Raw genomic sequence first — 25,490 nt, forward strand, 5'->3', positions numbered from 1 at the left:
GCGCGCTCGCCTACAATACCGGTTTTACCCAACCCCTTTTCAGGAGAAGTCATGTCTGTCACCACGACCGCATCGGGCCTCAAAATCGAAGATCTGACCGAAGGCACCGGCGCGGAAGCGCAAGCCGGCCAGACCGTCAGCGTCCACTACACGGGCTGGCTGACCGACGGTCAAAAGTTCGACTCGAGCAAGGACCGCAACGACCCGTTCGCGTTCGTGCTCGGCGGCGGCATGGTCATCAAGGGCTGGGACGAAGGCGTGCAGGGCATGAAGGTCGGCGGCGTGCGTCGCCTGACGATTCCGCCGCAACTCGGCTACGGCCCGCGCGGTGCAGGCGGCGTGATCCCGCCGAATGCGACGCTCGTGTTCGAAGTCGAACTGCTCGCCGTCTGACGACGCCGCCGGCCGACGCCCTCCGATGGAACGCATCCCGTCTCCCGCCATCGCACTGCGCCGTTACGACACGTGCGAAGCGTCCGACGTGCACGACTTTCACCAGGTCGTGCTCGGCGTCGACGGCGCGATGGTGATGGCGGTGGACGGCGTCGGCCAGCGCATCGACCGGCACGCGGCCTGGCTGATTCCGGCCGGCGCGCGCCATGATTACGCGGGCCTCGGCGACAATCGCCAGCTCGTGCTCGACCTGCCTGCCGCGTCGCTCGCGGTGCCGCAGCGGCTGTTCGACAGCGCACGTGCCGTATCGATCGATCCGTCGCTGACGTCGTTCGTCGCGCAGGTCGCGGCGGCGGCCGCGCAACTCGACGGGCCGGCCGGCGACGCGCGGCAAGCGCACCGCTTCCAGTGGCAGGCCGCCGCGCGTCTGTGCGACGCGCTGCTCGGCGACACCGGTCTCGCCCTCACCGCGCCCGCGGCGGGCCTCGATTTCGCACGCATCGACCGCTGGCTGCGCGCGCGGCTCGCGGAGCCGCTGCGCATCGCCGATCTCGCCGCGCACTGCGGCTACGGGATGCGCCGGTTTCATCAACTGTTCGTCGACGCGTTCGGCGAAACCCCGCATCGCTATCTGCAGCGGCTGCGGCTCGATGCCGCCGTCGTGCTGCTCGCCGACGGCCGCCATCCGCTCGTCGACATCGCCGGCATGGTCGGCTTCGCCGACCAGAGCACCTTCACGCATGCGTTCACGAAGCGCTTCGGCGTCGCGCCGGGGCGCTGGCGCGGCGAACGGCACTGAGCGCTTCCGGCACACCCGGCCAGCCCGTCGGAAAGCAGCGCAATGATTCGGTGAGTCCGCCGCTCGCCCGATCCGTTCCGGCATCGCGGCGGTATCGACGCTTCACGCCTGACTGAAACATCGCCCGTCCGTCGCGCCCTACGATGCGGACATGGACACGAGCACTTCCTCCCCCCGCCTTTCCGCCCGCGCTCGCGCGCATCGTCGCGACCGTCAGTATCGGCTTCGTCGTCACGCAGCTCGACGTGACGATCGTGAACATCGCGCTCGCGCACCTGGCCGGCGATCTTCATCTGGCCGTCGCCGGCCTGCAGTGGGTCGTCGATGCGTATACGCTCGCGTTCGCGGTGCTGATGCTGTCGGGCGGCGCACTGGGCGATCGCTTCGGCGCGCGCCGCATGTACGTCGCCGGCCTCGTGCTGTTCGCGCTCGCGTCACTTGCATGCGGCGGCGCCGTCGCGCCGGCGATGCTGATCGCGGCCCGCGCGCTGCAAGGCGTCGGTGCCGCGGCAATGCTGCCGAATTCGCTTGCGCTGCTCGACGACGCGTGCCGGCACGATCCACGCCTGCGCGCACGAGCCGTCGGCTGGTGGACAGCGGCGGGCTCGGTCTCGATCGCGGCCGGCCCGGTCGTGGGCGGCCTGCTGATCGCCGCGTGGGGCTGGCGCGGCATCTTTCTCGTGAACCTGCCGCTGTGTGCGGCGGGGCTGGCGGTCACGTTCGCGTGGGTGCCCGCGCGCCGCGAGCAAGCTGAGCCGGCCGCGCCAACGCATTCGATCCGCTCGCTCGACCTGCGCGGACAGTTCATCGCGATCGCGATGCTGACCGCGCTGACCGCCGCCGTGATCGAATGGCGGCCGCTCGGCTTCGCGCACCCGGTCGTCGCCGGCGGCTTCGCGCTCGCGGCGCTGGCCGCGCTCGCACTCGTCGCGGTCGAATCGCGCACTGCGACGCCGATGCTGCCGCTGTCGCTGTTCCGCCGCCGCACGTTCAGCGCGGCTGTCCTGTTCGGGATCTGCGTGAACCTCACGTACTACGGCACCGTCTTCGTGCTCGCGCTCTACCTGCAGCGCGTGCGCGGCGAATCCGCGTTACAGGCGGGGCTCGCGTTCCTGCCGCTGACAGGCGGGTTCCTGCTGTCGAACCTCGCAAGCGGACGCGCGGTCGCGCGGTACGGCCCGCGCACGCCGATGCTCGCGGGCGCACTGGTCGCCGCGCTCGGCTACGGATCGCTGCATTTTGTCGATGCATCGACGCCGCTGCCGCTGCTGCTCGTGCCGTTCCTGCTGATTCCGGCGGGCATGGGATTCGCGGTGCCGGCCATGACGACGGCCGTGCTTGCGTCGGTCGAGCACGAGCGCGCGGGTATCGCGTCGGCCGTGCTGAACACCGCACGACAGGCTGGCGGCGCGATGGGCGTGGCCGCGTTCGGTGCGCTCGCGGGTGGAGGTGCCGCATGGCAGATCGTCGAGGGCCTGCATGTCGAGACAGGCGTGTCGGTCGGGCTGCTGGTCGCGGCTGCGTTGCTCGCGATGCTCGTCAGGCCGGATGCTCATCGCAGCGCGTCCGGGGCGCGCCCGGCAATGCCCGCAGCCGATTGACCACCGCGGTCGGCCGCTACCGGGCACGCGACCGAGCAGGCGAAACCGCGCAACGGAGCCGACGCAGCCCTTGTATCGCGCGACGATCCGGCACTCACCTCCGTGTCCCGCCCTCGTCGTCACCCACTTTCCGCACGACCGTCTCCGCCGCCTTCAGCGGCCGGCCGTCGTCGTGCCGCAGCGCGAGCTTGCGGATCACGCGGCCCGTCTTGCGTTCGACCAGCACCGAATGCGGCTCGCCGCGTGCGGGCCGTGACGCTCGGGCGTGCATGACGCATGCCGAAAACGGCAAGCGAATCACGACGGGTCCGGCTGAGAACGACAAAAAGCCGGCTCGCCCGAATCGGGCGACCGGCGCGGGCGACCGGCGCGGGCGGCCGGCCTGCGAACCGGACGCACGCACGCGCGCCGGCTCGAATGTCGCGGCGGTGTGCGGCGTTCGCTTACCCCGCCGCCCGGATCGCCTCTTCGTACACGCCGGCGACGCGTCGCGCGATCACCGCGTTGTCGAAGTGATCACGTGCATAGCGCTTGCACGCGGCTTCGTCCGGCAGCTTGATCGCGCCGGACAGTGCCGCGCCGAGCCCTTCCGCGATCGCATCCGCGCCGGTCGACGGCAGCACGAGATCGTTGGACAGCCCGGCGACCGCCTCGGGCAACCCGCCGACCGGCGTAACCAGCACCGGCGTGCCGGACGCAAGCGATTCGACGGTGATCAGCCCGAAACCCTCAAGCGCGACCGTCGGCACGACGCTGACCGTTGCCGCGCGGTACAGCGCCGCGAGATGGTTGTCCGGCACGAAGCCGAGCAGTTTCACGTTGTCCTGCAGTCCGGCCGCGTCGATGCGCTGCTGCAGCTCTTCACCGATCTTGCCCTTGCCGGCGATCAGCAGCAGCACGTCCGGGTGACGGTGCTTGACGAGACCGATCGCGTCGACCAGGTCCTCCAGCCCCATGCGCCGCACGAGCCGGCGCACGGCCAGCACGATCGGCCGGTCCTGCGGCAGTTGCAGCTTGTGCCGTGCCTCGGCCGGCGTGAGCGGCGTATCGAACTGCGCGGTGTCGACGCAGCCCGGAATCACGCGCACGCGCGACGGATCGATCCCGTAGCGGTTCGTCAGGATCTGGCCGAACGCCTGCGACAGCACGATCAGCCGCGACGAGCGCGTATAGACGGCCTGTTCGAGATAGCGCTTCGCGCGCTGCCCGAGCGACGCGGCGCCCTCGACCTGGCTTTCGTCGGCCCACGGCCCCTGGAAGTGCGACACCTGCGGAATCCCGCGCGTCACGTCGAGTCCCGGGAACGTGTACAGCGCGAAGTGCGACGAAATCACGTCCGGCCGCTCGCTGCGAATCTCGTCGCGCAGTGCGCGACGCGCGGCAAGCATCCGGCGCGCGAGCGGCTGCGACGCGGGCCCGAAGCCCTGGATCGCGCCGCCCGTATCGTCGGCGACCTTCGGCGAGCCCGCGACGAGCCCGCGCACCTCGACGCCCGCACCGGGCAGCGCGCCGACGAGCGAGTAGTACATCCGGTCGAGGCCGCCCGCGCGTTCGGGGAACCAGTGCATGCCGATCTGCAACGATTTGATCGGCCGGGAAGATTGGGACATCACGATTGCTCCTGCGTGACCGCATGCTCGACCCGCTCGAAGGCGGACGGCTGCGTGGGTTGGCCGATGCGCCGGTAGAGCGCGACGTACTGGGCGCCCATGTGGGCCCAGCCGAAACGGGTCATCAGTTCGCGGGCCGCGTCGCCCATCGCGCGACAGGTGTCGCGCGACGCCGCGAGCGAGCCGATCGCCTGCGCGAGCGCGGCCGGATCGTCCGGATCCTCCAGCACGATCCCGCAGTCGCGCGTGATGATTTCCGCGCCGCCGGCGGTGCGCGCGGTGACGACCGGCAGCCCGGCCGCCATCGCTTCCAGCAGCGACAGGCTCATCGCTTCGTAGCGCGACGGAAACACGTAGGCGTCGACCGAGCGCATCAGCGTCGGCATGTTCTTCACGAGCCCGAGGAAATGCACACGCGATGCGATGCCGAGCGCGCGCGCCTCGTCCGGATACGGGCTGCCGGGCAGATAGCCGGCCACCGCGAGATGAACGTTTGCCGGCAGCTTCGTCAGCGCCTTCAGCACGGTGCCGAGGTTCTTGCGCGGCGTGCGCAGGTCGCCGACGAACAACAACAGGAACGCGTCGTCCGGCAGCTTGAACGCCGCGCGATCAGCCTGTGCGCCCGCGAACGCGCTGCCGTCGACGCCGTTGTAGATCACGCTGATCTTGCGGCTGTCGATGCCGAGCCCGGCGATCTCGTCGGCCACCTTCTGCGACACGGCCGTGATCGCGCGCGAACGCCGGTACGCCCAGCGTTCCAGCGCGGTATTCACGCGCGTATAGACGTACTGGTAGGCCGACCACAGTCCCTTCGTCAGACCGAACGGGTAGTACGGGCTCTTGAACCAGCCGCCGTGCACGAAGTGCGCGGTATTCACGTCGGCGCGGATCCACGAGATGAAGCCGTTGACGTGCAGCACGTCGTATTCGCTGCGATGCGCGCGCAGCCACCATGCGCTCTTCAGCGCGAACACCTGCTGCTTGACGAGATTCGACGGCCAGAAGCGTCCGACCTTCACCGGCACCCAGCGCACGCGCGGGTCGGCCAGCAGTTCAGGCGCGACGTGCGACGCGACCAGTGTGACCTCGTAGTTTTCGGCCAGCGCCGCGCGCGCGATTTCGTAATTGACGCGGCCCTGCCCGTCGTTATGTCGCACGACGTGCGTGACGATCGCGATTCTCAATGGTCGCCTCCCCGTGAACGCGCGGCGGCCAGCAGGCGCTGCGCCTTCTGCCAGTGCGCCGCGGATAGTATTGAAAAAATGGCCGTGAACAGCAGCAGGCCGCCCGTGCCGATCAGCGAGTTCGTGAACACGAGCATCGCGAACACCGACAGGCACAGGCTCAGGCATGCGCCGACGAACTTGTCCTTGCGCAGCTTGAACGCCGCGCGCAGCGTGCGGGCGAGCAGCATGACGACGCCCGACAGGTACAGCAGCGTGCCGGGCCAGCCGAGCACGAACGGCACGTTCATCACGCCGCTGTCGAAGCTGCCGTACTTGCCGAGCTCGCCGCTGTCGCTCGACAACTTGGTGGACGCGCCGGTCGCGCCCATCCCTTCGCCGGCGACGTCGGTGAACGCCGTTTGCGCGAAGGTCGCGTAGAACTTGTTGCGGTCGTCGTAGCTGCGGTCGTCCTTCAGGTTCGTGATCGACTGGAGACGCTGGCCCAGCCGGTCGGCCACCGGCCCGACGGTCAGTAGCGGCACGCACAACCCGACCAGCACGACGCCACTGATCAGGATCCGCATCCGCACGCGGTTGCTCGACTGCACGAGCTGGATCGCGAGCGCGATCACCCAGCCACCCCAGGTCGAGCGCACGAGACACAGCGCGAACGACACGAAGCCCGCGGCGCCCGCGAACCAGCGGACCTTCTGCGGTGCCGCGAACACGAACACCAGCGCGCCCATGATCGCGAACGCGAACGGCCCCGACGAGTTCATCGTGCTGAATACCCGCACGCCGTACGGCACCGGCTCGCCCTGCGAACCCATGTCCGAGCCGATCATCCACAGCACGTCCCACTGCGGCATCACGAAATACTGCACGACGCCGTACACGCCCATCACGAGCATGCCCCACATGAACGTGGACAACAGCACGTCGCGGTACTCGGGATAGTCGCGCGCGTTCACCATGATGTGAAAGCCGATCAGCACCGGGTACACCCAGTTCGCGAGATCGTAGGTCGCGGCCATCACGCCGCTCGACATGATCCCGACCAGATACGCGTATGCCAGCCCGAACAGCATCAGCAGCACGGGAATCCCGCGCCGCTGGGCGAGCACGCGGTAATGCCTGAGCAGCCCGAACCCGGCGATCATCGTCACGGCGAGCGGCGCGACCTGGATCAGGCTCGTCGGCGTGAACGCGCCCTTCGACCAGTCGGCCAGACGCCGCACCTCGGGGCTCAGGAACCACACCCACCACATGAAGCCGACGTAGCGCGCCGGGCTCTTGAAATACAGCCAGATGCCGACCGCGATGGCCAGCACCGGAAACGCGAGCGTCAGCACCTTGCCCTGGTGAATGGCGATCAGCGCGGCGGTAAACGTCCACAGCCCGGCCTGCCCGACCCAGTGCTTCGGCTCGGGTAGCCAGCTGCGGTTGCGCGACGGTGCGCGTTCGGCGGCAATCGTACTCATCGATCCGCTCTCACCGCGACGACGGACGCGAATCCGCGAGCGGCATCGCGAGACCGGCGGCCGCCGGCGTGCGACGCCCGCGCAGCATGTCGCGCGTGATCCGCACGTGCTGCTCGGCGAACGCCTGCGTGGTCAGGTCGCGCTCGCGCAGGCACGCGGCGGCGGCCCGCGCGCAATCCAGCGCGGCGACCGGATCGGCCACGAAGCGATCGGCGGCCTGACGCATCGCCTGCGCGTCGAATGCCGGCACATAGGCAGCCGTATCGTGCGGGAAGTAGTCGCTGAGCCCGCCGACGTCGGACACGATCATCGGCTTGCCGACGGCTGCCGCCTCGAGCATCACCGTGATACCCGACGCGTGGAAGTTCGGCCGCAGAGGCACGACGATCACGTCGGCCCACGCGTACAGCTCGTGCTGCTTCGCGAGGCCCGATGCCGAGCCGATCTTCACGTTCGGCGCATGCCACTCGCGCGGCACGCGGCGCCGCGTCGCGAGCCGCACGTCGTAGCGCTCGTCGCCGCCGAACGCGGCAAGGAACGTGCGCCAGTCGCGGTCGCGGTCGTTGCCGATCGCGGCGATCCGCAGCGGCCGGTTCGGCTGCCACTGCTGCGGCTCGGCCGGCGGAAAGTCCTGCGTGTTCAGCCCGTAGTACACGAACTCCGCGTCGCGCCCGAGAAAGCGGCGGCACAGCTCGGCGTTGTCGCGGGCGAGCGTCGTCAGCGCGTCGGCGCGCGCGAGCAGCTTGCGATACAGCCAGCGGCGCGCGCCGCCGAACGTGTTCCACTTGTCGAACAGCCACACGCTCTGCGCGAGCAGCAGCGGACGCTTACCCTGCGCGCCGGCGAGCTTCAGGATCAGCGCGGCGGCGAGGTGCTCCTGCTCGGTGTGCGTCCAGATCACGTCGGTACTCAGCAGGGCGGCGCGATTGCGCCACGCATGCACGACGTCGAAGCCGAGCGCCGCCTTCAGCGCACGGCGCGCGAGGCTCGCGACGCGGTTCTCGCGCCGGTCCTGCGAATAGGTCAGCCGGAATTCGTCGGATTCGGCGTGGTGATAGCCGTACAGGCAGCCGATGTTCTCGCCTTTCCGGTAGGTACGCGGATCGGCGCCGTAAAACAGGTGGACGTGAACTTTCGTCGTAGTCATGCAAGCCCTCCGGGGATAGCCGTGCGCGATGCGCGCGGCCCGTTCAAGACGTCACCGGCGGCATCGCCGCACGGTGGGGGGCAAGGTTCGCGCGGCGCGCATCGCGGGCACCGCGGCGCACCGCGCGCCAGTGCTCGCGCACGCGGTCGCGCTGCGCGCCATGCAGCGACAGCAGCACGTGCGCGAGGCCCGGATAGACGCGCGTGCCGACCAGCGTCCACCACCACCACGCGATCTCGCGCCGCACCAGCGGCAGATGCTCGCGCAGGATCAGATGCAGGTTGTATGCGCCGTTGCTGATCGCATTCAGCGATGCGGCATCGCGCCGATCGTCGTCGAAACGCTCGGCCGGAAAATGATCGACCGCGATCGCCGGGTCGTAGACGAGCTTCCAGCCTTCGCGCTGCACGTGCATGCTGAACGCCATGTCGTTGTGCACCTGCGCACCGGCGCCGCGCAGCCGCGTGTCGAAGCGCAGCCGCTCGATCGCGGCGCGGCGGTAGCTCATGTTCGCGCCTTTCAGCATGTCGACTTCGCGTGCGCCGCCGACGCCCAGGTGATGGTTGCCGATGATCTTGCCGGACAGCGTGAGCTGGCCGACGAGTTCGCGCGACTCGTCGAGCACGCGGCCCTTCTCGTGCACCCAGTCGCGGCCGCCGACCGCACCGACGCGCGGATCGTCCAGGAACGCGGCTTCGACGCGCGCGAGCCAGTCGGCCCGCGGTGCCGCATCGTCGTCGGTGATCGCGACGATGTCACCGCTCGCCGAGTCGAGCCCCTTGTTCAGCGCCGCGACCTGCCCCGGCACGTCGACCGGCACGATCCGAAGCGGCAGCGCGCCGCCCACCGACGGATCGGCGAGGCGCTCGTGCGTGGCATCGTCCTCCGGGCGCGCGACGACGATCACCTCGTCGGGCAGCCGCTGCTGGCGCTGCAGCGCCAGCAGGCAGCGCGCGAGGTCGGCGGGACGCCGGTAAGTCGGAACGAGCACGGAAATTTTCATTGAGGGTTCTCCAGTCGGCCGGGCCGGTGCTGCGCACGCCGGCCCGGTTTCGTGCAATGCGATCAAGCGCTCAGGTATTCGTGGACGGCCGCATAGCCGCGGCCGTAGCCGCGCGCCTTCGGCGGCACGCCGTTGAAGATCCCGCCCTCCAGATCGACGCCCGCGGTGCGCAGGCGCTTGATCGCGTCGGCGATCTCGCCCTCGGTATGCATGCCCGAGCGCAGCACCAGGAAGGTCGCGCCTGCCATGCGGCCGATGATGGTCGCGTCGGTCACCGCCAGCACCGGCGGCGAGTCGATCAGCACGACGTCGTAGCGCTTGCCGAGCCCTTCGAGGTATTGCGGCAGACGCGTCGACATCAGCAGTTCCGACGGGTTCGGCGGACGCGTGCCGCCCGAGATGAACGACAGGCCCTGCACCGGCGTCTCGCGGATCGCGCCTTCAAGCGAAGACTGGTCGCTCAGCAGCTCGGACAGGCCGGGCTGCGCGGTGAGACCGAAGTAGCGGTCGAGCATCCCGCGGCGCATGTCGGCGTCGATCAGCAGCACGCGCTTGCCCGAATGCGCGAGCAGCACCGCGAGGTTGACGGTCAGGAAGCTCTTGCCGATGCCCGGGGTCGGGCCGGTCAGCACGACCACGCGGTTCTTCGCGTCCATCATCGCGAACTGCATCGCGGTGCGCAGGCTGCGCATGCTTTCGACGCTCAGGTCCTTCGGCCGCAGGCTCGCAAGGATCGGCCGCGCGCGGCCGCCGCCCTTCTCGGCCATCGCATCGAGCTTCACCTGCTCGGCGCTTTGCGGCACCAGCCCGTACAGCGGCAGGTTGAACGTGCGCTCGATGCGGTCCGGATCTTCGATGCCCTGGAACAGGTTGCGGCGCAGGAACACGACGCCGGTGCCGAGGATCAGGCCCAGGAACACGGCGGCCGACAGGATCAGCACCTTCTTCGGCTTGACCGGATCGCCCGGGCGCAGCGCCGAATCGATGAGGTGGATGTTGCCGCCCGTGCCGGCCTTCTGCACCGAGAGTTCCTGCACGCGGTTCAGCAGCAGCACGTAGATGTCCTCGGCGACCTTCGCGTCGCGCTGGAGCTGGACGGCCTTCACTTCGGTCGCCGGCAGGCTGCGGAAGCGATTGCTGAACTTGTCCTTCTCGCCCTGCAGTTCCGCGAGCTGCTGCTTCGCGGCGATCACCATCGGGTGCGAGTCGGTGAAGCGCTGCGCGAGCGACGCGAGCTGCAGGCGCTGTGCGGCGATCTGCTGCTCGTACTGCACGCTGCCCTCGAGGTAGACCTTCGCCTCGTCGCTCGCGTTGATCGAGCCGGACGTGCGCTGGTACTGCGTCAGCGCGGCTTCCGCACGCTCTAGGTCGGCCTTCAGGCGCGGTTCCTCGCCCTTCAGGAAGTCGAGCATCTTGGTCGCTTCGGCCTGCTTCGCGATCACGTGCTGGTTCAGGTACGACTGCGCGAGCGCGTTCGCGATCGCGGCGGTCTGGTCCGGATCCTTGCCTTGGAGCGAAATCTGCACGACGCCCGTCTGCTTGCCCTGCTCGCTCACCTGGATGCCCGACTGGAAGCCGGTGATCGCGTCGAGATCGTTGTAGCGGACCACGGTGAACTGCGTGCCCGGACGCGCGACGAGCCTCTGCACGAGCAGCGTGACGCCGCCGCCCTGCTCCGATTCGCCGACACGGCCCGACAGCAGGCGGCGGCCGTTCTGGTCGACCAGCGTGTAGGTGCCGTCCGGGCCGGCCGTCAGCGTCATCTTCTTGCCCTCGAGCGCGGGCACGACGTTGATCGTATCGACGTTGGCGACTTCCCCCCCCCATGCGTACGACCTCAGGCCGAACCAGGCGCGCGACGGCTCGCCCGGCGTCGCGACGCGCGCAGCCAGGCTGCCGATCAGCGGCATCGTCTTCGGCGCGACCGAGAAGTTCAGCTTGAACTGCTCGACGACCGGCGCGACGACGCCGCGGCTCTTGATGATCTCGATTTCCGCATCGGTCGGCGCCTGCTGCGGACCGCTGTTGATCATCGCGCCCGTCTGCGTCTGGGTGAGCGCCTGCGACGTGTTGTCGTTGCCCTCGACCCGCACGTGCACGTCGGCCTGATACACCGGCTTCGCGACATAGCAGTAGAGGCCGGCGAGCGCGATGACGGTCACCGCGATGCCGATCAGCAGCCAGATGTCGTCCATGAGCACCTGGAGCAGCTGGCCGAGGACGACGTCTTCTTCCTCGGTTTTCGCGGTCAGATCCGCGTAGGAGTGTTTCGCTTGCGTGTTCACCATTCGTTCCCGCTTGAGTGGTGCCGGGGGGCAGGCGCCGCCCCGGCGGGCTATCAGCGCGTGATTTGCCGCATGAAGAAGATCGTCTGGATCGTCGGCAACACCTGCTGCAGCACACGGTTGAACTGCACCGAGCTGGCCGTGCTGACGTAGACGACGTCGAGCGGCTGGAGCGGGAAGCGGCTCGACAGCATCAGCGCGTCCGGCTGCGTCATGTCGAGACGGAACACTTCCGGCTTCGTCGGGTTGTCATGCATCCCGCGCATCACGTAGATCTTGCGCGGGTTCGCATCGGTGTCGAGGATGCCGCCGCCGGACGTCAGCGCATCGGCGAGGGTCAGCTTGCCCTTGAGCATCGGCACGGTGACCGGCGTCTTGACCTCGCCCATGATGAACACGCGGCTGTCGCTGCGGTCCGGCACGTTGATGATGTCGCCCGGCTGCAGCATCACGTTCTGCTTCACTTCGCCGCGATCGAGCACGCCGTTCGCGTCGAGCGTGTAGAGCTTGCCGTCGCGCGTCAGGCGCACACGCTGCAGGTCAGCCTCGTTGGTCGAGCCGCCCGAGCGCGAGATCGCGTCGACGAGCGTCAGCGGCACGTCGCTCACCGCGAGCGGGCCCGGCTGCTTCACCTCGCCCGTCACCTGCACCTTCTGGCTGCGGAACGACAACACGCGCACGTCGAGCTGCGGATTCTTCACGTAGCGCGCCAGCGTGGTGGCCATCTGCTCGCGGATCTGCGCGACCGTCTTGCCCGCCACCTTGATGCGGCCGACGAACGGGAAGAAGATCGTGCCGTCGGCGGCCACGGTCTGGCCGTACGGATCGGCCTGGCCCGGCAGCGCGGTCGTATACGGCTGCTGCAACGCACCCGCGACCGACTGCGTCGTGTTGCCGCCGCTCGAGAACGACTGACCCTGCGGCGTCGTCAGCTCGGGGTGATCCCACACCGTGACGCCGAGGATGTCCTGCGGGCCGACTCGGTACACGTACTGAGACGGATCGGTGTAGCGACCCGGCGGCAGCGGGTGCTCGACCTGCTGCTTCTGCAGCTGATCCATCACCAGCTTCGCGTCGATGTAATGAACCGGATAGGTTTCGGCCTGGCCTTGCCGGCCTTCGTCCTTCAGGTTCGACGAGTCGAGATAGTTGCCGGGCGCGGTCGCGCAGGCCGACAGGAATGTCGTCATTGCGACGGCAAGCGCCAGCGGGCGCATGGGACGTTTCAGCATAGTTTTTGCAGCCATCCTTGAACCAGACGTTCGATCAATGAGTAGCTCTCGCGATAGTCGGCCTCGGGGCCGCCATGCGGATCCGCGATCTCGGCGTCCTCCCACTTGCCCAGCAGGTGGACCTTGCCGCGCGCGAACGGATCGACCGATTCGACGGCCTTGATCTGTTCGCGCTCGCTGACGAGAATCAGGTCGGCGTCGCGCACGATCCGGCGCGACAGCCGCCGCGAGCGGTGCGTCGTTGCGTCGACGCCGCGCTCGGCCAGCAGTTGCCGCATCACCGGATCGATGCCGTCGCCGTCGTTCGCACGCACGCCGGCCGAGTGGAACGTCACGCGCGGGCCGCCGCGCGACGCGGCGTGCGACTTGAACAGCATTTCCGCCGCCGGGCTGCGGCAGACGTTCGCGTGACAGACAATCAGGATGTTCCGGAACATGGCGTCTCGAATCGGGTAACGGGGAGCGGTGACGCGCGGCTTACGCGTTCGCGCGGGCGGCGCCCGGCACGCGGGCGGCGACGGCCTGCCGCGAGCCGGGGCGGCCGATCGGGTGATATTCGATGCCCTGCTCGCTCATCATCTCCGGCTCGTACAGGTTGCGGCCGTCGAAGATCACCGGCGACTTCCACTGCCGACCGAGCGCGACGAAATCCGGGCTCTTGAACGCCTTCCATTCGGTGACGATCACGAGCGCATCGGCATCGCGCGCGGCCTGCGCCTCGTCGTCGACGAAGGTGAGGCGTTCGAGCCAGCTCGGGTGATCGGCGAGATCGAGTGCGAGCACGCGGCGCGCTTCCTGCTGCGCGACCGGATCGTACGCGGCGATGCGCGCGCCGCGCGACAGCAGCTCGGCGATCAGCTCGCGGCTGGGCGCTTCGCGCATGTCGTCGGTGTTCGGCTTGAATGCCAGGCCCCAGATCGCGAACGTGCGGCCGGTCAGGTCCTCGCCGAAGCGCGCGACGATCTTGTCGGCAAGCACGCGCTTTTGCGTCGCGTTGACCGACGACACGGCCTTCAGGATCTGCAGCGACTGGCCATGCTCGTCGGCCGTGCGGATCAGCGCCTCGACGTCCTTCGGGAAGCACGAGCCGCCGTAGCCGCAACCCGCGTACAGGAAGTGATAGCCGATGCGCGGATCGGAACCGATCCCGCGGCGCACCGCTTCGATGTCCGCGCCGAAGCGGTCGGCCAGGTTCGCGAGTTCGTTCATGAACGAAATGCGCGTCGCGAGCATCGCGTTCGCCGCGTATTTCGTGAATTCGGCCGAGCGCACGTCCATATACAGCGTGCGTTCGTGGTTGCGGTTGAACGGCGCATAGAGCTTCTTCATCAGCTCGCGCGCGCGCTCGCCCGGCACGTCGTCGTCGCAGCCGATCACGATGCGGTCCGGCCGCGTGAAATCGTCGACCGCCGCGCCTTCCTTCAGGAATTCCGGATTCGACACGACCGAGAACATCTGGTCGTCGTCGCCGCGCTTCGCGAGTTCCTCGGCCACCGCCGCGCGCACGCGCTCGGCCGTGCCGACCGGCACCGTCGACTTGTCGACGATCACCTTGAAGCCCTTCATGGTGCGGCCGATGTTGCGCGCCGCCGCGAGCACGTACTGCAGGTCGGCCGAGCCGTCCTCGTCGGGCGGCGTGCCGACCGCGATGAACTGCACGTCGCCATGCGCGACCGCAGCCTCGATATCGGTCGAGAAGCGCAGGCGGCCGGCCGCGCGGTTGCGCGCGATGACTTCCTTGAGGCCCGGCTCGTGGATCGGCACGCCGCCGTTGTTCAGGACGTCGATCTTCGCCTGATCGACGTCGAGGCAGAACACGTCGTGCCCGATGTCGGCGAGACACGCGCCGGTGACAAGCCCTACGTAACCGCTGCCGATGATAGTCAGATTCATGATGTGTCGGACCTCGTGACCAATGATTCGAAATTCGTAAAACGGAAGTCTCTGCGCGGGGCCGCGTCTCGAGAGAACGCCGGGCCACCCCAAGTTCTCCGCCCCGCAGGAAGTCCCCCCTCGGGGAGCCTGGCGCGCAGCGACAGGTTCGGGAGCGCCTAGTAAGCGTTGCTGCCGGTGAAGCCTTTCCAGAGTGTCAGCACGACGATCTTGATGTCGAGCCAGAACGACCAGTTCTGCATGTAGTACAGATCGAGCTTCACGCGTCCCATCATCTTCTCGATCTGATCGGTTTCGCCGCGAAAGCCGTTGATCTGCGCCCACCCGGTGATGCCCGGCTTGATCCGGTAGCGGAACATGTAGCCCTTCACCAGATCCTTGTAGATGTCGTCGTGCGCGAGCGCATGGGGCCGCGGGCCGACGACCGACATCTCGCCCTTCAGCACGTTGATGAACTGCGGCAGTTCGTCGAGGCTCGTGCGGCGCAGGAAGCGGCCGACCGGCGTCACGCGCATATCGTTCTTCGTCGCCTGCGTGACCTGCCCCGCGACTTCCTGATGCACCTTCATCGAGCGAAACTTGTAGATCTCGAACTCGTGCCCGTCGATCCCCTTGCGCTTCTGGCGGAAGAACACCGGCCCGCGCGACGTGAACTTGATCAGGCAGGCGATCAGCACCATCACGGGCGCGAGAGCCGTCAGCGCCGCCAGCGCGAACAGCCGGTCGAACACGAACTTCGGCAGGATCCGCACGTCGGTGATCGGCGATGCCGCGAGGTTGATCGCCGGCACGCCGAGCACCTCGACCACTTCCTGGTTGAAGAACGACAGCGTGCGCACGTCCGGAATGAAACGGATATTCACGAAGTCGTGGCGGAACACCGTCACGATCTGGTGAATCCGGCGCTCCTCCGTGATCGGCAGCGTGAGCCACAGCTCGCTGATCGCGCGGCTGCGCACCAGCCACACCAGCGATTCGAACTGCCGCTCGATGCGCACGTCGTCGAGCGCGACTTCGCCCGGCACTTCGCTTTCGTCGTAGACGCATACCGGGTTGAAGCCTGCTTCCGGACGCGCCCGCATCTGCGCGATCAGCCGCCGCGCGGCCGGCGTACCGCCGACGATCGCGACCGCCTTCAGGTTGTAGCCGCCGCGCCGCAGCTGTCGCAGCACGACGTGAACGCAGGCCTTCGAGCCGGCGAGCAGCGCCATCGTCGCGAGCGCCCAGCAACCCAGCCACAGCCGCGACAGGTCGCCCGACTGGTGAAAGCTGAAGCTCATCAGGATGCCCGCGAGCTCGACCACCAGCCACGCGAACGCAACGCGCCCTACCAGCCCGACGAGACGCTTGCCGCGCCACGACTGATAGATGCCGACCGCCGGAAAGAGCACGACGACCAGCAGGCAGTCGAACAACACCGTCGTGCGCTGCAGGTCGTTGAGCCAGATGCTGCCGCCGTGCAGCGTGGCGGCGATCAACGCCCCCAACACGACCATCGCGATATCGATGACTCTCGCCAGCACGCTCAACATGTCTGCTTCCTCTTTGAACAGGCGTTTGCCGAACAGCTCCTTGCGCAGCCCGTGCCGCACATTCGATTCAAACGTTGCATGACGCTATTGAAGCGGTAAGAAAATCTCTCCTCAAGCGCACAAGTATTTCGAAAAATAATCGGAAATTCTTGCCGCGACATTCTTGAATTAAATCGGCACGTTTTCCCGAATCGAGCGCGAATCGGGATTTTTTCGAAAACTTTACGACTGCCGCCAACCCCTTGCAGGACGGGACATCAGCCTGATTGGCGGAATTATTTTTTATTTTTTTATTTGCATCCGATGCTAGCGCGTAAAAATTTCCCGGATACGCGCGTGACGGAATGCTCGACGAATATCTCGCAAAGAGCCCGGTTTTATTGTCGATTTACTTCATGCTACAAACAGGCACTGACTTCAATCGAGGAGAGTGTCATCATGAATGCTCCGGCCGTGGCAGCCGATACGCGCCCTTCTTCTTCCGCCGCAACCGACGCCGGTACGCGCGTCGCGGTGCAGCCGGTGATCCTTGCCGGCGGTTCGGGCACACGTCTGTGGCCGATGTCGCGCGAACACTATCCAAAGCAGCTGATCGGCCTGCTCGGCGATCATTCGCTGCTGCAATCCACCGCGTTGCGACTCGACGGCCTCGCGACCGGCCATCCGCTGAACGACGACGTGCTGATCGTGTGCGGCGAGGATCACCGCTTCACGACCGCCGAACAACTGCGCCTGACCGGCAAGCGTGCATCGATCATGCTCGAGCCGCTCGGCCGCGACACCGCGCCCGCGCTGACGCTCGCCGCGCTGCGGATCGTCGCGCGCGGCGGCGATGCCGTGATGACCGTGATGCCGGCCGACCACGCAGTGGCCGACCAGCCGCGCTTTCATGCGGCCGTCGCGGCCGGCGTGCACTGCGCGGCCCAGGGCAAGATCGCGACGATGGGCATCGTGCCGGGCCGGGCCGAAACGGGCTACGGCTACATCCGCGTCGGCGCGCCGCTCGGCGACGCCGCCACCGGCAGCCTCGACGTGCGCCGCCTCGACCGCTTCGTCGAGAAGCCGCATCTCGAGCTCGCGCAGCAGTACGTCGCGTCGGGCGAATACTGGTGGAACAGCGGGATCTTCATCGTGCGCGCGTCAGTGTGGCTGAACGCGATCCGCCAGCTCGAACCCGAAATCTACGCAGCCTGCGAACAGGCCGTCGCACGCGGCAAGGAAGACGGCGACTTCTTCCGCGTCGATCGCGACGCGTTTGCCGCGTCGCCGTCGAACTCGATCGACTACGCGGTGATGGAGCCGCTCGCGAACCTGCCGCAGCTGTGCGAAAGCGTCGTCGTGCCGCTCGACGCGGGCTGGTCGGACGTCGGCTCGTGGGACGCGATCTGGCAGATCCTGCCGAAGGACGATGCCGAGAACGTCGGCCGCGGCCGCGTGCTGTTCGAAAACGCCGAATCGACCTTCGCGCATTCGGAAAGCCGGCTCATCGCGTGCGTCGGCACGCAGAATCTCGTCGTGGTCGAAACGCCCGATGCCGTGCTCGTCGCCGACAAGTCCCGCGTGCAGGACGTGAAGAAGATCGTCGGACGCATCAAGGCCGAACGCGGCGCGGAAGCGACCGATCACCGCAAGGTCCACCGCCCGTGGGGCCACTACGACTCGGTCGACATGGGCGAGCGCTTCCAGGTAAAGCGCATCGTCGTGAAGCCGGGCGCGCGACTGTCGCTGCAGATGCACCACCACCGCGCCGAGCACTGGATCGTCGTGCGCGGCACCGCGCGCATCACGCGCGGCGACGAAACGTTCCTGCTGTCCGAGAACGAATCGACGTACATCCCGCTCGGTGTGTCGCACCGCCTCGAGAACCCGGGCAAGATGCCGCTCGAGCTGATCGAAGTGCAGTCGGGCGCGTATCTCGGCGAGGACGACATCGTCCGCTACGACGATACCTACGGACGCCAGTGACGCAGTGCATGCCGAGCGCGCCGTCTCGACGGTGCGCCCGGCATCACGGGCATGCGAGAAACAAAAAATAACGCGCGGGTGCCGTGACACACGACAACCCGCGCGTTTTCGTATGGCTGACGATCAACCTACGCGGTACGCATACTCGCGGCGATCCGACTGCACCGGGTCGTTGCGGCCCTCGGACAGCGCACCCGCGCGACGCTCGGCGATGAAACGCTTGATGTCCGACTCGGCACGCGCCAGCGCGGACAGGCCGGCCAGCACTTCGCTTTGCGGCGCACGCGCCGGCTCGTCGCTCGCACCATGACGATCGATCCACTGGCGCGCCCAGTCGAGCGCGTACTGCTCCGCCTCTTCCGCGTCGGTGAAGCGCGGGCCGATCAGGCCCGAGCGCTCGACGCGCCGGTCGTCCTGCGTGATCTCGGCCCACGCGCGGTACATCAGGTTCTGCACCGGCTGCGCGCTGCCGTAGACCGTGTAGCCGCGATACTCGTCGACTTGCGGTTCGGCCGAGGCAAAGCTCGCGGCGGACGGACGCCCATGGCGCAGCCCAGCGGGCTGCGCGCCGGGTACCGCGAACGACACGCCGGACGGTTCGTCCGCGTCGTCGCTCGACATCGCAGCCAGCGTCGCGCCCTCGCCCTCCCAAACGTTTGCCTGCGCGACCGGCAGTTGCCACGACTCGGGGTTCTGCCAGAACACGCCGCGCAGACGGTCGTTGTCGGGCACGGGTTCCGCACGGCACGCCGGCGCGACCGGCACGGGCGGCGGCGGCACGTACGCGAACGTGCGCCCGCTGAACTGAGTCAGCACGTCGATCATCTGCAGCAGCGTGCCGTTCGCGAGCCACTCCTCGTAGCGGCGGCGGCACGTCGGCCCGGACGGATAGCGCCCGGGCAGTTTGGACCACGCTTCACCGGTCGTCAGGATCCAGAGAACCGCGTTGGCGACAACGCGCGGTTCGGCACGCGGACGACCTCGACGGTTCAGCCGGATGGGTTCATCGGCGATCAGCGTTGAAAGACGAAACCACTCTTCATCGTTAAGCTCATCGAAGAACATAGTAGATCTCTCCACGCAGCCAGGCCGGGGCTGCGATTGTCGGCGCCACCGTCACGCATCGCGTCACGGGGCGCCCCGGTTGCACATTATGGTTATCCGATTGTTGTGCATGCCGGCGCGGCACCGCACTTTCACGGTGCCGCCATTCCCGGCAATGGCGCACAAATCACGGTCTCACTCCAATGTGGGAATTTTTGTGCACGAAGCATACCATCCTCAGGGTTTGTCTCAATATGACAATGACTTAATGTTACGCACTGAAACAACCTGCCATGGATGCGCAATCCATTTACGCTTGAATTTTTTTAAGCGATCGTTATGCGCGTTGCTGGGAAGCCCCGTCCGGCGGGGCTCCGCGGGGTGCGGCCAAGGCCCGTCCGCAGGCGAGCCGACGTGTTCCGACCCTTGCCGACAACAATCGCGTGAATTGCCGCGCAAAATCGGTAAATCAGGGGAAATTTCGTAACAAGATATTCACGGATCGGTAAATCGTTCAAATTCCGATGAACCGAATTATCTCCGTGCACAATCTTTTTATTGTTTCTCTGCGAGTGATGAAAGCGATCCGGCGTGCAATGCACATTGTTTCCCGACATGCAAGCGCAGACAGGTTTGTTACATCCTCGGGAGATGGGCGGCCGATCGCACGATCAAGCAGGCCGCAAGAGGGCGATTCGGGTCGGAACGACGTGCCAAACGGGCGATGCACACGGCCACGCGCGACCCACGCGCGACCGTGCGTCAGCGCAGATCGCCGGCCAGCGACGCGGCCACGTCCGCATCCACGCGTTGCGGCGCCACCGTATAGGCCGGGTGGTCGCAGCCGATCGACAGCGTCGCGCCATCCTTGAGCGCCGCACGCACCGCCCCGTTCAATTCGAAGCGCACGAAATGCACGGCCGAGGTCTTCTCCGCGTTGTCGCGATCGAGATCCTCGTCGGCGATCGCATACACATCGGGATGCCCGTCAACCTGCAGGTACACACGATCCTCGACGCCGATCAGTCGCGCGAGTGCCGCCCGCCGTTCGGCCTCGTGCTCGTATTCGATCTGTAGCGTCGCCTTCAGGTTGGTGCCGTCGGGCACGAGCGGCAGATAGGCTTCCAGTTCGCCGTCGATGCCCGCCTCGTCGAAGATCTTCTCGATGTGCAGCATCTCCTGGATCTGGTAGCGAATCGTGGTCTCGTCCTCGAACAGCAAGCGCAGATGGTTGCCGAGCGCCACCGCGCGCCGGCGCTTGTACGCGACGAGCCGTGCGTGTTCGGTCTTGCGGATCTTCGCGTACGCTTCGAGCGTCAGCAGCGAGTCGCGGGTGAGCGTCATGGGATGTCCTCGAATGTCGTCGATGTCTTTGCCGGGCAGCCGCGTCAGATCCCGTACGCGCGGCGCAGCAGCGTCAGCGGATGCGCGAGCGGCGCGGCAGGCAGCCCCTTCTCGTCGATGCCCTGCATGATGTGATGGCCGGCGAGCGCGCAGTCCGACGACACGAAATCCGGCTTCGGCTCGGCCATCGCCTTGAACACGGGTGCGCCGATCCGCATCGCGTCCGCATGGAAGGCCTTCTTCACGCCGAACGTGCCCGCGTGCCCCGAACAGCGCTCGACGACGTTCACGCGCGTATCGGGTACGAGCGACAACGTGTCGGCCGTCTTGCGGCCAATGTTCTGCACGCGCGCGTGGCACGGCACGTGATACGACACGGTGCCGAGGCCCTGCTTGAAATCGGTCTTCAGCAAACCGTCGCGATGCCGCGCGATCACGTATTCGAACGGATCCCAGAATGCGTCGGCCACCGCGCGCACGGCTTCGTCGCCGGGGAACATCAGCGGCAGTTCGCTCTTGTACATCAGCACGCAGCTCGGGATCGCACCGATCAGCGCATAGCCTTCGCGCGCATAGCGCTCCAGCACCGGTATGTTCACAGCCTTCTTCGCGGCGACGCCCGCGAGATTGCCCTGCTCGAGCAGCGGCATCCCGCAGCAGGCTTCGCGCGTGACGAGCTCGTACGGGATCTCGTTGTGCGCGAGGATCGCGAGCAGGTCGTGGCCGATGCCCGGCTCGTTGAAGTTCACGTAGCACGTCGCGTAGATCGCGACCTTCCCTGGCGTGCGTTCGCCGTCGCGTACCGGCGGGCCGTCCGAGCGCTTCGCGGCACGCCGGAACTTGCGCGGCGCGAACTCCGGCAGCCATGCGTTGCGATCGACGCCGAGCGCCGCCTCGAGCGCGTGGCGCGCAGGCGGCGTGCGGTTCACCGCGTTCACCGTCTGCGTGACGATCGGAATCCCCGCGAAATGGCCAAGCGCATCGGTGTTCGACAACACCTTGTCGCGCAGCGGCGCTTCGCCGCGCTGGTAACGCGCGGCCTTCGCGCGCAGCATCAGGTGAGGGAAATCGACGTTCCATGCGTGCGGCGGCACGTACGGACATTTCGTCATGTAGCAAAGGTCGCACAGGTAGCACTGGTCGACGACCTTGCCGAATGCGTCCTTCGGCACTTCCTCGATGTCACCCATCGGCGTGTCGTCGACGAGATCGAACAGCGTCGGAAACGCGCCGCACAGCGACACGCAGCGGCGGCACCCGGCGCAGATGTCGAACACGCGCGTCATTTCCGCGTCGATCGCGGTCTGGTCGTAAAACGCTTCGGACTGCCAGTCGAGCGGATGCCGGGTCGGGGCTTCGAGACTGCCTTCCTTGTGGGGCATGGGGCGCTCCAGCGTGGCGCGCATGCGCGCGGACGCGCCGCCCGCGCAGTGCGGGCGGCGATCAACGCACGGCCGGCCGCGGGCAATGCCCGGCCGGGCCGTGCGGCCTTGACGGGCCCGCGTCAGTCGACGAGTGCGTCCAGCGCCTTCGTATAGCGGTTAGCGTGGCTGCGTTCGGCCTTCGCGAGCGTCTCGAACCAGTTCGCGATTTCGTCGAAGCCTTCGTCGCGCGCCGTCTTCGCCATGCCCGGATACATGTCGGTGTATTCGTGCGTCTCGCCGGCGATCGCCGATTCGAGGTTCAGCCGCGACGAGCCAAACGGCAAACCCGTCGCCGGATCGCCGACTGCTTCGAGGTATTCGAGGTGACCGTACGCATGGCCCGTTTCGCCTTCGGCAGTCGAGCGGAACAGCGCGGCGACGTCGTTCTGGCCTTCGACATCGGCCTTCGAAGCGAAATACAGATAGCGCCGGTTCGCTTGCGATTCGCCCGCGAATGCGAACTTCAGATTCTCTTCGGTCTTGCTGCCCTTGAGTTGAGCCATTTGCGCCTCCGTTCGAGTCGGCGCGGCCGCGTGCGAAGCCGGGCCGATGATGTATGTGGGGAACGATGCGTGCACCGGGCGCGCGCGTCGTGCCTTTTAATCTAGGCGCTGACGTTCGCATCCCCCAATAGGCTTTTTTAATCCGCGCGATAGCCGGGGAACAGATTTAGGGACGGTTCGTGGGCGCGGATTCGCTGGATGGCTGGGTGGAGGGGATGACGGTTGAACGTTTCGGCTGGGGCTTGGGGCTTGGGGCTTGGGGCTTGGGGCTTGGGGCTTGGGGCTCAGCGTGCGACGCGACGCCCGGCGTGCGCACACCGTCGTCGCCCGTCATGCGTCACGCATCCGTCGCACGCTTCAGCAGCAATTCCCTTTCGCGCTCGTTGCGGGTCAATTCCGCCGCGCGGCGGAACTCGGCCTTCGCCTCGTCGGCGCGGCCGAGTTTCACGAGCAGGTCGCCACGCACGCTCGGCAGCCAGTGATAGCGCGCAAGCGCCGGATCGTCGCGCAGCATGTCGACGATTTCCAGCGCCGCGGCGGGCCCGAACGCCATCCCCACCGCCACCGCGCGGTTCAGCTCGACGACCGGTGACGGCGCGACTTCGGCGAGCGCGTCGTACAGCGCGACGATCTGCGCCCAGTCCGTTTCCGACGCCTGCCGCGCGCGTGCATGGCACGCCGCCAGCGCGGCCTGCAGCGCATACGGGCCGCGCACGCCGCCGAGCTTCGTCGCCCGATCGAGGGCCGCGAGGCCGCGCCGGATCAGCAGCGGATCCCAGCGGCTGCGGTCCTGGTCGAGCAGCAGCACGGGTCGCCCCTGCGCATCGGTCCGCGCATGCATACGCGACGCCTGCAGTTCCATCAGCGCGACGAGCCCGAGCACTTCGCTTTCGTCCGGCACGAGCCCGGCCAGCACGCGACCGAGACGCAGCGCCTCGTCGCACAACGCCGGGCGTGTCCAGTCGTCGCCGGCGGTCGCCGCATGGCCTTCGTTGAACACCAGGTAGATCACTTCGAGCACCGACGCGAGCCGCGCGGGCCGCGCGTCGGCGGACGGCACCTCGAACGGCACGCGCGCCGCCGCAAGCGTGCGCTTCGCGCGCACGATGCGCTGCGCGATCGTCGGCTCGGGCGACAGGAACGCGCGCGCGATCTCGCTCGTGGTCAGCCCGCCGAGCAGCCGCAACGTCAACGCGACGCGCGCATCGGTCGACAGCACCGGATGGCACGACGTGAAGATCAGCCGCAGCAGGTCGTCGCCGATATCGTCGTCGCGCGCATCGGCGAGCGCGTCCGCGATGTCGGGCACGACATGCGCTTCGAGCGCGTCCATTTCGTGCCCGAGCTGGTCGCGCTTCGCGGCATGCAGCGACTCCTGCCGCACCCGGTCGAGCGCGCGCCGCTTCACGGCCGTCATCAGCCAAGCGGCCGGGTTGTCGGGCACGCCGTCGACGGGCCAGTGCTCGAGCGCCGCAACGAGCGTGTCCTGCGCGAGTTCCTCGGCCACGCCGACATCGCGCACCACGCGCGCGGCGCGCGCAATGATCTTCGGCGCCTCGATTCGCCAGACGGCCTCGATCGCACGATGGGTCGCCTCGCGCGTCACGACGCCGGCCCCTGCCCCGCGTCCTGCGCCACGTACATCAGCTCCCATGCGTGGCCGTCCGGATCGGCGAAGCTGTGGCCGTACATGCCCGGGTATTCCATCGGCGGACGCGGCGTGGTGCCACCGGCCGCACGTGCCTTCGCGACGACTTCGTCGACTTCGGCGGGGCTTTCGCACGACAGGCACGACAACACCTGCACGTGCGTCGCCGGATCGACAATCGTCTTGTCGGTGAAGGTCTGGAAGAACGGCCGCACGAGCAGCATCGCGAAGATCGTGTCGCTGATCTTCAGGCAGGCGGCCTGATCGTTGGTATAGGCAGGCACGACCTCGAAGCCGAGCGCCTGGTAGAACGCCTTCGAGCGCGGCAGGTCGACCACGGGCAGGTTGATGAAGACCATCTTGTGCATGTCGGGTGCTCCCGGTGAGGTTGGGTTCAGGTGGACATTCAGGCGCCGGTGCGGCCGACATGGAGTTCGCGGAACCGCTCGACGGCGTCGCTGGGCGTGAGGTCGTCGAGTTCGAACAACGGGCGCACCTCGATCTCGCAGTCCATCTCCGCGCCGAACGGCGCGGGGAACCGGCGCGTCCATTCGAGCGCCTCGTCGCGTGAACGCACCTGGATCAGCGTATAGCCGGCAATCAGTTCCTTCGTCTCCGCGAACGGGCCGTCGACCACCGTGCCCTTGCCGCCGGCGTACCGCACGCGCCAGCCGCGCGCGCTCGGCCGCAGGCCGTTCGCATCGAGCAGCACGCCGGCCCTGGCCAGTTCCTCGTGATAGACCGTCATCGCCTCGACCAGCCGGTTGTCCGGCAATGCGTCGGATTCGCTGACGGCGTTCGCCCGGATCATGATCATGAATCGCATCGTTCACTCCCTGTCGTCGGTGGAAAGGGGCGTCCGTTCATCGGCGCCTTACCCTGACGACGGGCGGCAGGCGGACGGATCGACCTTCCACGCGACGAATCAGGGTAAACACCGAGATTCAGCCGTCACAGGAAGCACGGGCCAACCGCACGCACTTCGACCGTGCACCATTGCGCGGCCGGACACTGGCGCGCGATCTCGATCGCTTCGTCTCGGGTGGCGACGTCGACGATGAAGAAGCCGCCGACCATTTCCTTCGCCTCGGCGAACGGGCCGTCGACGAGGCGCGTCTCCCCGTTGCGCACCTGCACGCGCGTCGCGCGTTCCGAGCGCTCCAGCGACTCGACGCCGCGCAGCACGCCGCGCGCTTTCAGCGTCTCGGCGAAATCGACCATCCGCGCGTAAAGCGCCTGCCCGTCTTCGAGCGTGCGTTCGGCGCGCTGGCCGGTCGGTTCGACAATCAACAGCATGTAGGCCATGGAACTCTCCTGTGGGGGGCGTGCGCTCAAGCGTTCCGAGCGCAGGCCGGAATGACACGTCAGGTGCAAAGCGTAACAGTCCCGGATGGCCCTGCCGTCATCGTTGGCCGTTCGG

At 67.5% G+C, this 25,490-nt stretch carries 22 protein-coding genes and 1 pseudogene; 4 read left to right on the forward strand and 19 right to left on the reverse strand.

Annotated features, from left to right (window positions below; all coding sequences use genetic code 11):
• The first annotated feature begins 51 nt into the window (after nt 1-51).
• The 3 genes from DIE15_RS04315 (at nt 52) to DIE15_RS04325 (ending at nt 2,793) form a co-directional block, all read left to right on the forward strand.
• Nucleotides 52-393, forward strand: coding sequence for an FKBP-type peptidyl-prolyl cis-trans isomerase (locus DIE15_RS04315; protein WP_057924058.1), 342 nt, complete (start codon nt 52-54; stop codon nt 391-393).
• A gap of 25 nt (nt 394-418) precedes the next feature.
• Complete coding sequence (locus DIE15_RS04320) at nt 419-1,192, forward strand: AraC family transcriptional regulator (protein WP_124832470.1); 774 nt, start codon at nt 419-421, stop codon at nt 1,190-1,192.
• Between the two features lie 143 nt (nt 1,193-1,335).
• Nucleotides 1,336-2,793: an MFS transporter gene (locus DIE15_RS04325; RefSeq protein WP_124832471.1), complete on the forward strand. Its 1,458-nt coding sequence runs from the start codon at nt 1,336-1,338 to the stop codon at nt 2,791-2,793.
• Nucleotides 2,794-2,887: 94 nt separating this feature from the next.
• Here DIE15_RS04325 and DIE15_RS04330 read toward each other — a convergent pair.
• The 11 genes and pseudogenes from DIE15_RS04330 to DIE15_RS04380 all read right to left on the reverse strand — a co-directional run.
• Nucleotides 2,888-3,040, reverse strand: a pseudogene (locus tag DIE15_RS04330) (transcriptional regulator); the annotation flags it as partial.
• 196 nt (nt 3,041-3,236) lie between these two features.
• Nucleotides 3,237-4,403, reverse strand: coding sequence for a glycosyltransferase family 4 protein (locus DIE15_RS04335; RefSeq protein ID WP_057924061.1), 1,167 nt, complete (start codon nt 4,401-4,403; stop codon nt 3,237-3,239).
• A complete protein-coding gene (locus DIE15_RS04340) occupies nt 4,403-5,587 on the reverse strand; it encodes a glycosyltransferase family 4 protein (protein ID WP_057924062.1) in 1,185 nt (394 codons plus the stop codon). The genes DIE15_RS04335 and DIE15_RS04340 overlap by 1 nt, the downstream gene beginning before the upstream one ends.
• Nucleotides 5,584-7,050, reverse strand: a complete 1,467-nt coding sequence (locus DIE15_RS04345) for an O-antigen ligase (RefSeq protein WP_057924063.1) — start codon at nt 7,048-7,050, stop codon at nt 5,584-5,586. The genes DIE15_RS04340 and DIE15_RS04345 overlap by 4 nt, the downstream gene beginning before the upstream one ends.
• Nucleotides 7,051-7,060: 10 nt before the next feature.
• A complete protein-coding gene (locus DIE15_RS04350; RefSeq protein ID WP_124832472.1) occupies nt 7,061-8,197 on the reverse strand; it encodes a glycosyltransferase family 4 protein in 1,137 nt (378 codons plus the stop codon).
• 43 nt (nt 8,198-8,240) lie between these two features.
• The gene (locus DIE15_RS04355) at nt 8,241-9,200 is read right to left on the reverse strand and encodes a glycosyltransferase family 2 protein (RefSeq protein ID WP_057924065.1); all 960 of its coding nucleotides are present in this window, start codon (nt 9,198-9,200) and stop codon (nt 8,241-8,243) included.
• A gap of 62 nt (nt 9,201-9,262) precedes the next feature.
• Entirely contained in the window at nt 9,263-11,488 is a 2,226-nt protein-coding gene (locus tag DIE15_RS04360; protein ID WP_124832473.1) for a polysaccharide biosynthesis tyrosine autokinase, read from the reverse strand.
• 50 nt (nt 11,489-11,538) lie between these two features.
• Nucleotides 11,539-12,717 (reverse strand): polysaccharide biosynthesis/export family protein, encoded by a 1,179-nt coding sequence (locus tag DIE15_RS04365; RefSeq protein WP_057924067.1) that lies wholly within the window; start codon nt 12,715-12,717, stop codon nt 11,539-11,541.
• Nucleotides 12,711-13,154 (reverse strand): low molecular weight protein-tyrosine-phosphatase, encoded by a 444-nt coding sequence (locus DIE15_RS04370; protein WP_057924068.1) that lies wholly within the window; start codon nt 13,152-13,154, stop codon nt 12,711-12,713. Before DIE15_RS04370 ends, DIE15_RS04365 begins: the two co-directional genes overlap by 7 nt.
• A 40-nt stretch (nt 13,155-13,194) precedes the next feature.
• The gene (locus DIE15_RS04375) at nt 13,195-14,610 is read right to left on the reverse strand and encodes a UDP-glucose/GDP-mannose dehydrogenase family protein (protein ID WP_057924069.1); all 1,416 of its coding nucleotides are present in this window, start codon (nt 14,608-14,610) and stop codon (nt 13,195-13,197) included.
• A gap of 158 nt (nt 14,611-14,768) precedes the next feature.
• Nucleotides 14,769-16,142, reverse strand: coding sequence for an undecaprenyl-phosphate glucose phosphotransferase (locus DIE15_RS04380; RefSeq protein WP_057924161.1), 1,374 nt, complete (start codon nt 16,140-16,142; stop codon nt 14,769-14,771).
• Between the two features lie 438 nt (nt 16,143-16,580).
• On the opposite strand from DIE15_RS04380, the gene DIE15_RS04385 reads away from it, so the two are divergent.
• Nucleotides 16,581-18,107, forward strand: coding sequence for a mannose-1-phosphate guanylyltransferase/mannose-6-phosphate isomerase (locus DIE15_RS04385; protein ID WP_057924070.1), 1,527 nt, complete (start codon nt 16,581-16,583; stop codon nt 18,105-18,107).
• Nucleotides 18,108-18,230: 123 nt separating this feature from the next.
• On the opposite strand, the gene DIE15_RS04390 is transcribed toward DIE15_RS04385, so the two are convergent.
• From DIE15_RS04390 to DIE15_RS04425, 8 genes are all read right to left on the reverse strand, one after another.
• Nucleotides 18,231-19,172 carry a transposase gene (locus DIE15_RS04390; RefSeq protein ID WP_057924071.1) on the reverse strand — a complete coding sequence of 314 codons (942 nt, stop codon included), beginning with the start codon at nt 19,170-19,172 and terminating at the stop codon, nt 18,231-18,233.
• A 741-nt stretch (nt 19,173-19,913) separates the two neighbouring features.
• Nucleotides 19,914-20,495 (reverse strand): DUF3501 family protein, encoded by a 582-nt coding sequence (locus DIE15_RS04395; protein ID WP_124832474.1) that lies wholly within the window; start codon nt 20,493-20,495, stop codon nt 19,914-19,916.
• A 44-nt stretch (nt 20,496-20,539) separates the two neighbouring features.
• Nucleotides 20,540-21,877, reverse strand: coding sequence for a heterodisulfide reductase-related iron-sulfur binding cluster (locus tag DIE15_RS04400; protein WP_124832475.1), 1,338 nt, complete (start codon nt 21,875-21,877; stop codon nt 20,540-20,542).
• A gap of 122 nt (nt 21,878-21,999) precedes the next feature.
• Complete coding sequence (locus tag DIE15_RS04405) at nt 22,000-22,422, reverse strand: rubrerythrin family protein (RefSeq protein WP_124832476.1); 423 nt, start codon at nt 22,420-22,422, stop codon at nt 22,000-22,002.
• Nucleotides 22,423-22,759: 337 nt separating this feature from the next.
• Nucleotides 22,760-24,028 (reverse strand): RNA polymerase sigma factor, encoded by a 1,269-nt coding sequence (locus DIE15_RS04410; protein WP_124832555.1) that lies wholly within the window; start codon nt 24,026-24,028, stop codon nt 22,760-22,762.
• Nucleotides 24,025-24,438 carry a VOC family protein gene (locus tag DIE15_RS04415; protein ID WP_057924074.1) on the reverse strand — a complete coding sequence of 138 codons (414 nt, stop codon included), beginning with the start codon at nt 24,436-24,438 and terminating at the stop codon, nt 24,025-24,027. The genes DIE15_RS04410 and DIE15_RS04415 overlap by 4 nt, the downstream gene beginning before the upstream one ends.
• Nucleotides 24,439-24,476: 38 nt before the next feature.
• Nucleotides 24,477-24,896 (reverse strand): YciI family protein, encoded by a 420-nt coding sequence (locus DIE15_RS04420; RefSeq protein ID WP_124576271.1) that lies wholly within the window; start codon nt 24,894-24,896, stop codon nt 24,477-24,479.
• A 125-nt stretch (nt 24,897-25,021) separates the two neighbouring features.
• Entirely contained in the window at nt 25,022-25,375 is a 354-nt protein-coding gene (locus tag DIE15_RS04425; protein WP_057924076.1) for a YciI family protein, read from the reverse strand.
• Nucleotides 25,376-25,490: the final 115 nt, after the last annotated feature.

Source organism: Burkholderia sp. Bp9031 (assembly GCF_003857965.1).
GTDB classification, from domain to species: domain Bacteria; phylum Pseudomonadota; class Gammaproteobacteria; order Burkholderiales; family Burkholderiaceae; genus Burkholderia; species Burkholderia ambifaria_A.